The following is a 13,755-nucleotide window of genomic DNA, read 5'->3' on the forward strand; positions in this document are numbered from 1 at the left end:
CGGCTTAAACGGCTCCTGCCACGCGGTTTGCCTCCCGTTTGTAGAGCACGTCGTTTGTATCGGCAAGTATTACCCAGTACTCCCCTGGTAGCGCATAGATATCTGCCGTGACCTCGAGGGCTACATTGTAGGTTCGCGCCCACTCCGCCAGTTCCTCGAATCGCTGCACCGACAGGAAGTCCGCGATGTGTGGCTCGGCCTTGATCAGTACCGTGTGTCCGGCGAGAAGATCGGCTCGCTGCTGCAGTACCCTTTCGATCTCGGAGAGCATGTAGTCTTTCGATGGTATCCTTCCCAGGCCGTGGCACACCGAGCACTCCTCGGTCAGGTGAACAAAGAGACCCGGGCGTTTGCGCTCCCTCGTTATCTCAATAAGTCCGAACCGGCTGAAGGAGCTGAAATCGGTGTGCGCCCTGTCCTCACGCAGATGACGCTTAAGTTCCTTAAGAACCGTGGACATGTTCTCCTTCGAGCGCATGTCGATGAAGTCGATAACGAGAAGTCCGGATAGGTCGCGCAGGCGTATCTGATAGGCGATTTCGCGGGCGGCCTCAACGTTGGTCTTGAAGATGAGCTTCTCTTGTCGCTCCTCTGCTGAGAAGCGACCGGTGTTGACGTCTATGGCCACCATGGCTTCGGTGTGATCTATGGTGATAAATCCACCGCTTTTTAGCCAGATCTTACGCTCGAATACACTCCTCAATTCGTCTTCTACACCGTAGTGTTCGAAGACAGGTTCCTTCCCATCGTAAAGTCTCACACGGGAGCGCAGCTTTGGAGCGTTTCTTCGCAGGTAACGCAGGATGTTTTCGTACTCCACCCTTGAATCCACCATGACACTTGAGACCCCACGGGTGAACTGATCCCTTATGAGTTTAAGTGAGACCAAAGGCTCCTCATAGACCAATGCCGGGGCTTTCTCTTGAGACGTCAGCTTGGAGATAGATTTCCACATCTCCGAGAGGTTCTCGAAGTCAAGCTTTACGTCCGGCTCTGGAACTTTCTCGGTCGCGGTACGAACAATGAGCCCCATCTTGTCTTTCTTGAGCTTTGAGGCCACAGAGCGCAGGCGGGAGCGCTCGCTTCTATCCCTTATTCGTCTTGAGACCCCGATATGGTTGATGGAAGGGGTAAGCACAAGATAGCGCCCAGGCAGAAAGATGTATGACGAAAGTCGCGCACCCTTTTTCCCCAGGGGTTCCTTGACCACCTGGACCAGTATCTCCTGATTGGGCTTCAGGTCAAGCCTGCGTCCCTCCTTTAGCTTATCCGCCTCCTCTTCCTCCACCTCCGAGTCATACATCTGTGAGAGAGTTTTGTCCGGGATGTCGGCAAGTGGCAGGAAGCCGTTCTTTGAAAGCCCTATGTTGATGAACGCGCCAGCCAGACCTGGAACTACGTTCTCCACCCTTCCTTTATAGATACGCCCTACCAGGTTTTTGCGTTCAGGCCGCTCCGAGTAGAATTCAACAAGCTTTCCGTCCTCGAGCACCGCTGTGCGGATCTCGAAGCGCCCTACGTTGATAAGTATCCTTTTCTCCATTGATAACTCTCCTCAAGTGGTGTAAAAAGACGCGTGCCTCTGCGTATGTAGGCGTCGATGCGTTCGACAGAGAGGGCACGCGCTTGGTTAGGTGTTATGTTGTAAAGACAGGCGAGCACATTCCACAATTTTGCCCGCTGCGCGTTGGCAAGTAAGAGAGTCAGGTGTCCATCTGCGGAGTTGGCGTTAAGTATATTCTCATCTGCCCGCGTGCGTCTAGCCAGTTCGTTTGGCCCCATCTCAGGCGAAGGAAAGACCTCGTAGTGCAGTATCTCTGCAGCCTTGGTGATAGCAGGTGTTGCCGCAGGAAGCAGACGGTATCCAGCGAGAGCCAATCCTTCAGGCATATGAGGTGCAAGGAGTTCGTCGAGATTCCCCTGGGGCGGGGCAATCAGGTTGACGTCGACGTACTCGCCCCGGCTGGTTACCCCTACGGGTTTTGGAAAGCTGAACCGGACGCGCGGATGGGGTGAGAAGCCTTCTGTATACTCAATGGGCAATCCCGAACGCCGCAGCAGGCGGTAGATCACCCGCACCAGGTTGAGGTGGCTTGCGTACCGGAGGGCTTCGCCGACTGTGAACTTGAGGCGGTAGCGCAGCTCTACTGGTGTCGAGGTGCTAGTGGTGCGAATGTTGATGGCTGGTTTGGCTGGGGAGGCAACTTGCTCCTGGGGAGTGCCAGAGGTCTGGTAGAAGGAGGAACACCCCAGCCCGCACCCGTAGCATGGTCCGCTGATACAGTCCTCTTGAACCTCGGCGGCCAGGGCCTTCTGGTATTCTCCCTCAAGGAATCCCTTACTTACCCCAGTGTCTATAAACTCCCACGGGAGCCGCTCCTTGAGCTTGCGTTTCCTTGTGTAGCCTTCAGGATCAACACCTTGTTCCTCGAAGGCTTGGAGCCATCTTTGGGGTTTGAAATGCTCGCTCCATTCCTGGAAGTAACCTCCCCGCTGGAGGACTCCTTCCAGTACATCTGCCAGTCGTTCGTCCCCACGTGCAAGCACCGCCTCTATGAAGCTTGCTTCAGGGCGCGCCCATTTGATCTTTACGCGGCGCATCCGAGTCTCCTCCCGCAGGCGGCCAAGCTTCTCGGCAAGAAGTGGAAGTTGATCGAACCCCGCCCACTGGAACGGTGTGTGGGGTTTGGGAACGAACGCTGAGGTGTGTACGTTGACGGCCAGAGGTTTTACAGATCGCGCAATCTCCCTTATAAACTCTATGTTCATATCCACGTCCTCGGGTGTCTCGCCTGGCAGACCGACCATGAAGTAGAGTTTGACCCGGCGCCAACCGAGTCTGGCTGCGGTCTGGACCGTCTCGATGATGCTGGCATTGGAGACGTTCTTGTTTATGACCCGCTTAAGCCTTGGAGAGGCGGTTTCAGGCGCGAAGGTAAGGCCTGGTCTCTTTATCTCGGCAAGCCTTTGACCGATTTGTTCGTTGAAAGCCTCGCCCCTGAAGCTGGGAAGGGATATAGCCGTTCGGGTGGGTTTCAGCTTTGAGTTGAGCTTTGCAAGAAGTTCATCAAGCCGGGGGTAGTCTGATACGGCGAACGAGAGAAGGGATAGTTCCTCCCAGCCGGTGGCGGCAAGCCCTTTCTCTGCCAGATGGAGAATATCATCCATCGAGCGGTGTCTTGCGGGGCGATTGCAGAAACCGGCCTGACAGAACCGGCAGCCGCGCAGACATCCGCGGCCTATCTCAACAATCAGTCTGTCATGCTCGATCTCACCTGTGGGAACTATCTGCTCTAAAGGCGTATCCTCTATTCGGAGCCCTGATACGATACGTCTTTTTATCCGCTTCGAGCGGCCGTGGATACTGGGCACCCACACTCCTTCGATCTCGGCTAAGCCCGCGAGCCTCTCCTTGCGATCCGGGGTTTCAAGCAGCACCGAGGTCATCTCCTTTATCGCATCCTCTCCATCTCCTATGCAGAAGGCATCGAAGAACACTGAGACAGGCAACGGGTTGACCGTGCAAGGCCCGCCTGCGACAACCAATGGGGCGTTCTCCTTACGGTCTTTCGACCGCATCGGTATTCCTGAAAGCTCAAGGATTCCAAGCGCGTTCGTATAACCCAGCTCACTTTGTAGGGTTATGCCCACCATGTCGAACTCGGAAAGCGGGGTGCGGGTCTCAAGGCTGGCGAGGGGGATAGCCGACGCTCTCATCAGCTCAATCATATCCACCCATGGCATGAACGCGCGCTCGGCTGCCGCACCTGGGATATGGTTGATGATGTGATAGAGAACCCGCAGCCCGTAGCCAGACATACCGATCTCGTAGGTATCCGGGAATAGGAGGGCTATTCTTACCCTTGCATCCTCGCGGTGCTTGACCGCGTAGAGCTCGGAATCGGTATACCTTATCGGGCGCTCTACCTGCGGCAACAGGTTTGCAAACGTCTCCTGCCAGCTGTGCTTCATTCTGGAATAATAACCTTACTGGGGAGTTAAGTCAAATGGCATTTTCCTGTTCAATCTGCGATCCTTTTTGCCACAGAGAGGTAGGGGCACGGCATGCCGTGCCCCTACAGATTTTTATTCGGGGTCCCCAACGAGAAATCTTCGATTTCTCGTTGGGGTGCTAAATTTTGTGCTCGAACTGGAGCTTGTACAGGTTGTAGTAGGTGCCTTTGCGGGCCATGAGGGTCTCGTGATCACCCTCCTCCACGATGCGCCCGTGGTCGAGGACGATGATGCGGTCTGCGTCCCTTACCGTTGATAGCCGGTGCGCGACGATCAATGCGGTGCGGCCCTCAAGCAGTTTGTGGATCGCATCCTGGATTATAGCCTCGGTCTTGGTATCTACGGATGATGTAGCCTCGTCTAAGACAAGGATAGCAGGATCGAAGGCAATGGCGCGCGCGAAGGCAATGAGCTGACGCTCGCCAACGGAGAGGTTCACCCCGCGCTCCGCGACCTCTGCCTCGTAGCCCTTGGGTAGCTTCTCGATAAACCCTGCTGCGTTGGCAACCCTGGCGGCCTCCTGGACCTTCTCGTGAGGTATCTCGCTGCGCAGCCTTATGTTTGTTTTTATATCCCCGATAAAGAGGAAAACATCCTGCATCACTATCCCGATCTCTGAACGCAGCTTCTGCTTGTCTATATCCTTTATGTCTGCTCCATCTACCAGTATCTTACCTTTCTGTATCTCGTAGAAACGGCACAAGGTGTTGATAACCGAGGTCTTGCCCGCGCCTGTGGCACCCACGAACGCCACGCGTTCGCCGGGTTTGAGCTTGAAGTTTATGTCCTTTAGAACCCAGTCTTCGTCGTTGTATGCGAACCATACATCTCTGAACTCGATCTCTCCACGGATACGTGAGATTTTTGCTTCTCCCTTGTAGGTTTCCTGCTTCTCGTCCATGAGCATGAAGACGCGCTCGCCTGAGGCCATGGCCTGCTGCATGAGGTTGAACTTCTCGGTAAGATCGCGTATCGGCTCGAAGAAGCGTTCGGCGAACGAGATGAACGCGGTCAAAAATCCGATGGTTACGAGACCCCCTAACACCCAACCTGCGCCGAACCAGATGATTGCTGCTATCGCCACCACGGCCAGGAGGTCAACGAGCGGCCTGAAGACCGCAAAGATCATCATCTGAGAGAAGCGTGCCATGAAGTGGCTCTCGTTGATCGTGGTGAACTCTTTTAGTCGTTTACGCTCCTGATGGAACATCTGAACCACCTTTATTCCGGAAAGGTTCTCTGCGAGGAAGGCGTTGATGCGTGCAAGGCGAACCCTGACCTTGCGGAACGCGTCCCGGATCGTGCGCCGGAAGATTATGGTGGCCGCGAGCATCGGCGGGAGTATGGCAAAGGTCACCAGTGCCAGGCGCCAGTTGTATACAGGCAGGTAGATTACGAGTCCCAACAGCAGGAAGGCGTCGTAGAAGAAGCTTGTTATGACCTCTGAGAAGAACTCGTTTAAGGCCTCAACATCGTTTGTGGCTCTTGTAACAAGCCTGCCCACCGGGTTGCGGTCGAAGAAGCGGACCGGCAACCTCTGCAGATGGGCAAAGATCCCGGTTCGCAGCCTGTGCATCGAGCGCTGCCCGGCTACGGTTGTCAGGAAGATCTGGGCGAAGCTTGCGATAAGACGGATGAGAACAATCCCAATAAAGAAGATCCCCAGCCGTATGACCCCTTGCCAATCATCGCTTCTCAGGAAAGCAAGAACCTTGCTTTCGAATTTCGAGAGGTCTTCGTACGGAACGAGTAATTTCTCCTTCCCGGCTGGCCGGTAGCCCTTAATCCCCTTCTGCGCCGCTTTTTTTCGGTCCATGAGGTAGTAGTTCAGGCTATCGGCAAAGTTGCGCGGTTCGATCTTAGAAAGGCGCTCCTGGGGCACGGCATAGAGGCTGTCTTCTATTGGATAGACAAACTTTGCGTGTTTTTCGGCCTGTTCTGGCGAAAGATAAAGAAGCCTTGCGCTTGCCCTTATGTGGCGGTCGATAGCACGCTGGATAATAACGGGCAGGGCGATCTGTCCGGCCATGAGCAGAAGACCCAGCGAGCCGGCTACAACAAGCATCCACCAGTCGCGCTGTAGATAACTCATCAACCGCTTGATGATCCTTGAATCGTATATCTTGCCGAGTTTTTCCTCTTCAACCGTGATCATTACGCTATCCCCTGGAGTCTTGCGAAAAGCGCATAAAGGCCGTCTTTGGCTAATAGCTCGGAGTGCGTTCCTCGCTCCGCGATCCTGCCCTCGTCCAGCACCAGTATCTCGTCTGCGAACGCCAGGCTGCGCGGTCTTGCCGAGATGATGATCACCGCACGAGAACTCATTATCTCTTTGAGCGCGGTGAGGATCTCTATCTCCTTATCAGCGTCTACCGCCGAGAGTGCGTCGTCAAGTATAAGTACCTTTGGTTCTGTAAGGACGGCTCGTGCGATTGTAAGGCGCTGTTTCTGACCGCCTGAGACGGTTACCCCTCTCTCCCCCAGGACGGTATCGTAGCCTTTGGGAAACTCGATTATCTCCTCGTGTATCCCTGCTATCTTGGCCGCAACCTCGACCTCCTTCTGCTCAACCTCACGTTCCACGCCGAAAGCAAGGTTCTCCGTAACCGTCTGGGAGAAGAGGAAGGTGTCCTGAGGCACCATGCCTATCGCACGCCTCAGGACCTCCAGTGGGAGTTGATCTATTGAATGCCCGTCAACGGTGATGGTTCCTTTGGGCGCTTCATACAGCCTGGGGATCAGCGAGACAAGGGTTGACTTGCCCGATCCTACGGTCCCGATTATCCCGAGCACCTTCCCCGGAGCCAGGTCAAAGCTTATGCCCACAAGTGCCGGGTGATCGGTTCCAGGGTACTGGAAGGTCAGGTTCTTGAAACGGACATGGCCCAGGATCTCCTTGAGTGGTAGTGTGCCGGAGGTATCGGCGATCTCCGGCTTTGTATCGAGCAGGGTATTGATTCGCACCATCGAGGCCGCGCCGCTCTGCAGGAGGTTTATTACCCATCCTATGGCGATCATCGGCCATATAAGCATCCCGAGGTATGCCTGGAAGGCAACGAAGTCGCCCACGGTCAACCGGGTAAGTATGACCAGCCGGCCGCCCAAGAGAAGGATCAGGACGAGCGAGAGGTTGGAAAGGAACATGATTAAGGGAAAGAAAAGACCCCATATCTTGATAAGGGAGATGTTCTTTTTGACGTAGTCGCTGCTCGTATTGCGGAAGCTTTCTGTTTCGCCGGCCTCCTGCACGTAGGCCTTGACAACCCGGATGCCTGTGAGGTTTTCAGTGACCCTTGCCGTCATGGAAGAAAACGCGTCCCGTACCGCCCTGAAGCGCGCGTGCAGGAGCTTCCCGAACCAGCCGATGATGAAGGACATCACTATCAACGGGATCACGGAATACAGGGTAAGCAAACCGGTAAGCGGCCAGCGCAGGGTGGCCATGTAGATGATGGAAAGCACCCCCATGAAGAAGATGTCAAGGATAATAACAAAACCCGGCATCATGGACCTCATGACCGCGTTCAGGTCGTTGGTGGCGTGCGCCATCAGGTCACCCACCTGGCGGGTATCATAGAACGAATAGGAAAGTGTCTGCAGGTGGCGTAGGAGCCCTCGGCGCAGATCGGCTGTCACCCGGATAGCCGTTCCTGAGAGCCAGCGCCGCCAGAAGAAACGCCCCACAGAGATCAAAAGACCTGCAATGAGCGCCGCCACGGCAATGAAAAGGATCAACCTTATGGTTCCGCTGTCCGCAACGATCGATGCTATGGTTGAAGTCACGGCCTGGTAGATGGATTTGGGCAAAAGCGCCTGCATGGCCTCCCCCACCGCGTCGCCCGTGGCAACAATCAGGTCTATAGCCGCACGAATCAGCCTGGGCAGGATGATCTGCAAATAATCAATCACTATAAGGGCAACCGAGCCTACCATGATCTTGAGCACATGCGGCTGTAGATAGGGTAGCAGTGTCTTAAAGGCGCGCAGCCCCTTCCTTTTCGGTTGGCTTTCCTGCATAAGCGTAGAGTCTACTGTTTTGATGACGATTTGTCAACAAAATTCTGCTCCTTTTGACGGCTCACAGCTTACGGCTGACGGCTGACAGCTCACAGCTGACGGCGGTCATTGCACTCCATTAGATAATCTGCGTTCATCTGCGAAATCTGCGGTTAAAGAAAAATGGCTTAAATAATCTGCGTTCATCTGCGAAATCTGCGGTTAAAGAATTCGACTGGCTTGACATCCTTAGTTGCGGGTCTATCCTTAAGCCGAAAGGAGAGCGATGCTTGCACAGTTTACCATCTTCCCGACCGATAAGGGCGAGGGTCTCTCCGGCTACGTGGCCGAGGCGATAAGGATAGTAGACGCTTCAGGATTGTCCTACAAGCTAGGACCTATGTCTACCTCGATCGAGGGTGAATGGGACGAGGTGTTCGGCGTGATCAAGAAATGCCGCGACGCTATGCGCAAGCACTCGAATCGCGTGTATATCGTGATCGCAGTGGACGACCGGGCGGGTGCTGTGAATCGCCTCCAGGGAAAGATACGCTCGGTGGCGGAAAAGCTCGGAGAGGAACCGAAAACTTAGCACCCCTCGTTCTAACATTAATCTAGGGGCGTTAGGTTAAAATCGGCGCTCCTTCGGCGGAGATAAAAAGAGCCGGGGGTATAATGCCCCGGCTCTTTAAATTCTCCTCTGGTTACCCGATCCTGACGTTGAGATCAAGGTTGGTGATGAGCCTGTCAAGAAGCTCACGGAAGACACGGCTGGGGTAGACGGAAAGACGAACCTTCTCGAGTGTCTTTGCGAGTTCCTTGGAAAGTGGACGCATGGCCTGATATATTGAGTGGAATGTCGCGCTGAATCGGATCTCCTCGTTGGTTTCTTTGCTCTTGATAACGGCAACATAGCTGGTCTTTACCCTTACCTGCTTCCCGTCAACGTCCAGCAGCAGCTGCTGCTCATCAACGTCAATAGACAGGTCGCCGTCAAGGTGCAGCTTGCCCGCAGGCTTCTCCACCTTGGCATCCTTCATAACCAGATCCATGAGACGTAGCTTGGCACGAGGGGTCTCAGCCAAACGATCCGACTCGATAAGATCGTCCAGCTCCTCAACGGTGGTATCCTTCATGCTCTTGAGAAAACGCTCGAACTCGCGCAGGCTCGCCCCACGAGCAAGCAGAAATAGAACATACTGATTCAGGCTGATCCGATCCGCAATCGCCTGTTCTGCCAGTGTGCGGTGCAGTGACACAGGAATACGAACGAGAAAACGTCCGCTGAAGTCCTTTGTCATTTTTCTTCTCATGGCTTCTCCTTTGTTTTGGACGGATATGATACTGATGGTGAAAAGTTTGTCAAGAGGTAATCTGTGTTCTTGAAAGAGTGGTAATTTGTCGTTTATGGTTTTTGTATCGCCGGATTTTCAGGTCTAATCGTAAGGTTTTGCTGGGGCTGCAGGTAAGGATCCTCGATCCCTGATCTCGGCATCACTCGTTGCGGGCTGCCGCGGGTAGCGAGGTTTATCCCTGCTCTCAGATAGACCCCGTGCATACCGAACCCTTCGATGGGGTCTATCTCTGAGCCGTCCTGATCGCGCCAAGAGATGTATACAGGGTACAGGTAGCCTGTCTGGATCATCAAACCAACCAGACTCCTTTTGCATAAGGGAAGGTTGAACTGAATGGCAAGTGCAGCGCCTGCGTTGGCCTGCCAGCCTCTTAAAGAGGACCGGTATGGTTCTTCGAGGGCATCCCCCACCTCGCCGCCTCCGATCTCGGTAAGTTCCAGCGCAAATACCGCCCCGCCTGCGTCAAGGCACGGTCTGATCCATACCCAGTCCGCCGGTTTCAAGCCTAGCCCCAGCTCGGCGGATCCTATAGCATATCCAAGGGATGCCGAGAGCGCATCCGCGCTTGTGCGCGAAAAAAGTCCGCCGCCCCAGGCACCCAGCGAGAAAAGACCGATCTCACCACCGCCCTGACCGCCTATAAAATAGAAAGGGCTGCCAAACTCAACAGTTTGAGAGCCACCCAGTATCTCCCGGTTGATTGTGGTCAGGTTGTCGTTCAGACCTTCCACGTCAACCATCATTCCGGCCACACCTAAGCCGCCCCACCCACCAACAGGGTATGCCGAGGTGACCATCACCGACAAGATGCTCAAGACAAAAACCTTCGTCACGCCAGCACGATTCATAGGCCAAGCTTAATCGCCAAACTTGAAGTGTCAAGTCCGCTCAGATTCACGTCTTTACTTGACATCGGGATCGTGATTGACTATACTTCTTTTAATGAATAAGGGCATTGAGAATATACCTCAGAAAATTCGTGACCTATACGAAATTCATGAGTGGAAACATGCGGTAGCAGTGTTAAGCCGGGATTTCCCTCAGGAGTGGAATGATATTCTTTATGTGCTTGAGAATTTCCGTTTACTCCGCTCAAGCATCCTGAAGCCCGGAGGAAGAAAATCTCCTATTTCAGAACGCATAGATGGTATGTTCGCAGCTAGAGGTTGGAAAGAAAGACGTTTTGAAACCTCAATTCATGTTGATGATGAGTCTCACGATTCGCCTACTCATAACGTTGACTACTATAAAAATAAGGTAGCTGTCGAGACAGAATGGAATAACAAAGATCCCTTTTATGATCGTGATCTTAACAACTTCCGCTTGCTCCATCAGCTTGATGTGATTAGTGTAGGGGTTATAATAACGCGTGCGGATTCTCTACAAGATATATTTAAACGACTCGGACCAAAAATAGCAAGGAAATATGGAGCAGCTACAACACACATGAGCAAGTTGATACCTAAGATGGATGGTGGCGGGGCGGGGGGCTGTCCTGTGCTCGCCTTTGGTATTACGAAAAACCTCTACGTTGAGGATTAAAATGACTGCTGCTGAGAACCTAAGACAAAGAATCAAAGGGAAATTCGGAACCATCCTGGCAGACCCGCCATGGCGTTTCCAAAATAGAACCGGGAAAATGGCACCTGAACACATCCGTCTCAGGCGATACCCAACGATGACTTTCAAGGAAATAAAAGAACTTCCAGTGGCTGAATTAGCCGCGGAGCAAAGCCATCTCTATCTTTGGGTTCCTAATGCTCTTATAAAAGAAGGACTAGAAGTGATGGAGAGGTGGGGGTTCACATATAAGACTAACATAGTATGGTTCAAAACCCGTAAGGATGGAGGGCCTGACGGAAGAGGGGTGGGTTTTTATTTTCGCAATGTTACCGAACTTGTTCTTTTCGGAGTCAGAGGAAACCTTCGTACCGACAAATCAGGACGTACTCAAGTCAATATTATTAGAGCTAGAAAGCGAGAACATTCCAGAAAACCTGATCAACTCTATGACATAATCGAAGCTTGCAGCCCCAGGCCTTATCTGGAGCTCTTCGCCCGTCATCCTCGCAAAGGCTGGATGCAGTGGGGGAACGAAATAGAAGAGACTTTAGAGTGATTCCATTACCGATAATCGAAGCACACCCTTAAAGCCCAACACTCTATCAGGAGTTGATCGCCGATCACTACCGGCGCATGGGCCGGTAATAGTTCTTTTAATCGCACCTTCATCTCTCAAAAGGCAGGGGGCAGAATTTCCTTTCCGTGCAACTGTTTTATACAAAGCATCAATCCGATATTGGGCTTATTTAGAACAAGTCTCGATAATACGTAGGATATTTCTTCAAGCAGCACCTGGCACGGTAGATGCTAATAATAGTTCGACACGCTAGAGCCACCAAACCTCCTTTGGTTTTGGGATGTTTGACCAAAGACGCCTTTAACATAGCGGGCCGCGACCGCGGCCCGTTCCTTATATCCTCCCTTTCTCCTGTGGAGAAAGGATCGGAGAAAGAAACAGGTAAGCCAGCCTTTGGGCTGGCTTTTTATTTTCTGGTTGCGATCTTTTGCCCTTCGGCAAAAGGAGCATTTAATCTCGGGGTCCCCGCGCGGCTGCGCAGCAGACGCGTGGGGTGTATTAATCTATTTCCTTCAGTTGTCTGCGGGCCGCGTCGCCGGCCTCGCCAGCCGGATCAAGCGCAAGCGCCTCACGGAAGCTTAAGCGCGCACGCTGCAGATCGTCATTGCGATTCTGGGGCGAGGATCGCGAGCGCTGAAGATACGCAAGTCCCAGGCTTAACTGGACGTCGGCCAGGCCTTCAAAGGAGATCCCGTAGCGATCAACAAACTCCAACACCCACTCGTAGTGGGTTATAGAGCTTGAGTACTTCCCCCTGGCAAGGGATATGTAGGCAAGGGCCAGCCTGGCACGCGTCTCAATTACCGGATTCGGGTAGTATCGCAGGCCGCGCTCAAAGAAGCTGTCCGCTTCCTCTATCCGGCGCTGAATCAGGAAGCGCTCCGCAATCTCTGAGTTGATCTCCGCGATCGCCAACGGGTTGTAGCCTGAGAGCTCAAGCCGGGCAAGACAAACAGGGATGCTGTCGGGTTCAGGGATACCTCGTGAGTAGCGCAGAAGAGAGCCGGTCATGCCGGCATGAGAAAGCACTCTCAGGGTATCGCCTATCGCAAGGGCACGTGACAGCGAAGCAAACGCCACCGCTGCCGAGTCGTAGTGCTCCTCGTATGCAAACACAGAGGCCGCAAGAAGCCTTCCTTCAAGTACCCTGTGCGGATCTGTTGTTCTTTCGAGCAAAAGGTTCGTCGCCCACCTTACTGAGTCCGTTTTTCCTCTCTTCAACTGCAAGGCGGCGTATTGCACGGCTCCTTCTTCCCAGAAGATCGTTTCCGGATACTCATAAAGGATCTCTTCCCACGCGGCAAGCGCTGCCCAGCCGTCACCCCGACGGCTGGCGGCTATAGCGGTCCAGTAGAGGCTGTAGGGGGTAAGACGCTCAACCAGCGGCAGCCTTCCTGCACTCTCGCGATACTCCTTCAGTGCAAAGCTCAGATAGGCGGCGGCGGTATCATCCATGGCGAAGCTCAGGTAAGCGGCCGCGGTATCGCAAGCGGCCGCCGTTCCCTTGGCAAGATAACAAAGCCCAAGGCCGTGCAGGGATAGCATTAAAGCCATGGGGTCATAGTAGCGTTCGAGCGCGCGCTCAAAGCGAGAACGAACCTCAACCAGGGAGTCAGGGTCAGCCATGTTCTCCAGTATCCCGTAGACCCGTAACACCTGAACCACCTCGGTCAAGGGATGGGTGTAGGGGATGCGATCAAGCCAGGTCTTTGCCCAATCACGATGCCCAAGACGATAGTAGGCCTCGGCAGCGATGAGCGCCTGCGCCGGAGTCCAGGTGGTGTCAAGTTCACGTGAGATGTAGAAGAGCGCCAGGAGGGCGCGGGCCGGTTCCTCCCTGCGGTTGTGAAGCGCAGCCAAAAGGGTGGCGGCCTGAAGGCGTTCCTCAGGAGAGTGCAGCGAGTCCTCAACAAAGCGAATCAACCCGCGCTCAGGATCGCCCTTGGCAAGAAGGGAGTCTAAAAGTATCTCCACCCTGGGCGGCTCGACCGTCGGCCGCATCGTCTTCATCTCCCAGACAGCGGACAATGGACTCGCACCCAGAATCAAGAGTAAGGCCACTATCCATGTTTTCATAGGTGGTGACGCGCCAGTACCTTTATACCTCACCCTATACTCTAGGCGAGAAATCGAGCTTGTCAATATAAATCGTGCTCCTTTTTACCTTCGGTAAAAAGATCGCAAGGAAAAACGTAAAAGCAGTTCGGGCGCACCTGAAGGTACGCCCCTACGACTCCCATCAAGGGAGGG

10 protein-coding genes are annotated in these 13,755 nt (G+C 53.8%); 3 read left to right on the top strand and 7 right to left on the bottom strand.

The features are described from left to right. Positions 1–4 precede the first annotated feature (4 nt). The 4 genes from CEE36_03555 to CEE36_03570 all read right to left on the bottom strand — a co-directional run bounded on the left by CEE36_03555 (position 5) and on the right by CEE36_03570 (position 8,031). Positions 5–1,543, bottom strand: a complete 1,539-nt coding sequence (locus CEE36_03555) for a ribonuclease (protein TKJ43421.1) — start codon at positions 1,541–1,543, stop codon at positions 5–7. After that, positions 1,516–3,972 carry a hypothetical protein gene (locus CEE36_03560; protein ID TKJ43422.1) on the bottom strand — a complete coding sequence of 819 codons (2,457 nt, stop codon included), beginning with the start codon at positions 3,970–3,972 and terminating at the stop codon, positions 1,516–1,518. The genes CEE36_03555 and CEE36_03560 overlap by 28 nt, the downstream gene beginning before the upstream one ends. Before the next feature lie 160 nt (positions 3,973–4,132). Continuing rightward, positions 4,133–6,169, bottom strand: a complete 2,037-nt coding sequence (locus tag CEE36_03565; GenBank protein TKJ43423.1) for a hypothetical protein — start codon at positions 6,167–6,169, stop codon at positions 4,133–4,135. Beyond that, a complete protein-coding gene (locus CEE36_03570) occupies positions 6,169–8,031 on the bottom strand; it encodes a multidrug ABC transporter ATP-binding protein (protein ID TKJ43424.1) in 1,863 nt (620 codons plus the stop codon). The genes CEE36_03565 and CEE36_03570 overlap by 1 nt, the downstream gene beginning before the upstream one ends. A gap of 265 nt (positions 8,032–8,296) precedes the next feature. On the opposite strand from CEE36_03570, the gene CEE36_03575 reads away from it, so the two are divergent. Beyond that, entirely contained in the window at positions 8,297–8,602 is a 306-nt protein-coding gene (locus CEE36_03575) for a hypothetical protein (protein ID TKJ43425.1), read from the top strand. A gap of 112 nt (positions 8,603–8,714) precedes the next feature. Here the strand turns inward: CEE36_03575 and CEE36_03580 are convergent, their stop codons facing one another. Together CEE36_03580 and CEE36_03585 are read right to left on the bottom strand one after the other, a co-directional pair. Next, positions 8,715–9,323, bottom strand: a complete 609-nt coding sequence (locus CEE36_03580) for a hypothetical protein (GenBank protein TKJ43426.1) — start codon at positions 9,321–9,323, stop codon at positions 8,715–8,717. Between the two features lie 92 nt (positions 9,324–9,415). Then, entirely contained in the window at positions 9,416–10,213 is a 798-nt protein-coding gene (locus CEE36_03585; GenBank protein TKJ43427.1) for a hypothetical protein, read from the bottom strand. Positions 10,214–10,307: 94 nt separating this feature from the next. On the opposite strand from CEE36_03585, the gene CEE36_03590 reads away from it, so the two are divergent. Together CEE36_03590 and CEE36_03595 are read left to right on the top strand one after the other, a co-directional pair. Then, on the top strand, positions 10,308–10,907 hold the full coding sequence (locus CEE36_03590; GenBank protein ID TKJ43428.1) for a restriction endonuclease: 600 nt from the start codon (positions 10,308–10,310) through the stop codon (positions 10,905–10,907). Between the two features lies 1 nt (position 10,908). Further along, positions 10,909–11,484: an S-adenosylmethionine-binding protein gene (locus CEE36_03595; protein ID TKJ43429.1), complete on the top strand. Its 576-nt coding sequence runs from the start codon at positions 10,909–10,911 to the stop codon at positions 11,482–11,484. 519 nt (positions 11,485–12,003) lie between these two features. Here the strand turns inward: CEE36_03595 and CEE36_03600 are convergent. Beyond that, positions 12,004–13,506, bottom strand: a complete 1,503-nt coding sequence (locus tag CEE36_03600) for a hypothetical protein (GenBank protein TKJ43430.1) — start codon at positions 13,504–13,506, stop codon at positions 12,004–12,006. Positions 13,507–13,755: the final 249 nt, after the last annotated feature.

It is taken from the genome of candidate division TA06 bacterium B3_TA06, from assembly GCA_005223075.1.
In the GTDB taxonomy this organism is placed as follows: domain Bacteria; phylum Hydrothermota; class Tepidihabitantia; order B3-TA06; family B3-TA06; genus B3-TA06.

What these genes read in the sequence shown, in the direction of transcription:
- CEE36_03555 (TKJ43421.1), bottom strand. Translation starts at nt 1,543, where the DNA reads ATGGAGAAAAGGATACTTATCAACGTAGGGCGCTTCGAGATCCGCACA.
- CEE36_03560 (TKJ43422.1), bottom strand. Translation starts at nt 3,972, where the DNA reads ATGAAGCACAGCTGGCAGGAGACGTTTGCAAACCTGTTGCCGCAGGTA.
- CEE36_03565 (TKJ43423.1), bottom strand. Translation starts at nt 6,169, where the DNA reads ATGATCACGGTTGAAGAGGAAAAACTCGGCAAGATATACGATTCAAGG.
- CEE36_03570 (TKJ43424.1), bottom strand. Translation starts at nt 8,031, where the DNA reads ATGCAGGAAAGCCAACCGAAAAGGAAGGGGCTGCGCGCCTTTAAGACA.
- CEE36_03575 (TKJ43425.1), top strand. Translation starts at nt 8,297, where the DNA reads ATGCTTGCACAGTTTACCATCTTCCCGACCGATAAGGGCGAGGGTCTC.
- CEE36_03580 (TKJ43426.1), bottom strand. Translation starts at nt 9,323, where the DNA reads ATGAGAAGAAAAATGACAAAGGACTTCAGCGGACGTTTTCTCGTTCGT.
- CEE36_03585 (TKJ43427.1), bottom strand. Translation starts at nt 10,213, where the DNA reads ATGAATCGTGCTGGCGTGACGAAGGTTTTTGTCTTGAGCATCTTGTCG.
- CEE36_03590 (TKJ43428.1), top strand. Translation starts at nt 10,308, where the DNA reads ATGAATAAGGGCATTGAGAATATACCTCAGAAAATTCGTGACCTATAC.
- CEE36_03595 (TKJ43429.1), top strand. Translation starts at nt 10,909, where the DNA reads ATGACTGCTGCTGAGAACCTAAGACAAAGAATCAAAGGGAAATTCGGA.
- CEE36_03600 (TKJ43430.1), bottom strand. Translation starts at nt 13,506, where the DNA reads ATGCGGCCGACGGTCGAGCCGCCCAGGGTGGAGATACTTTTAGACTCC.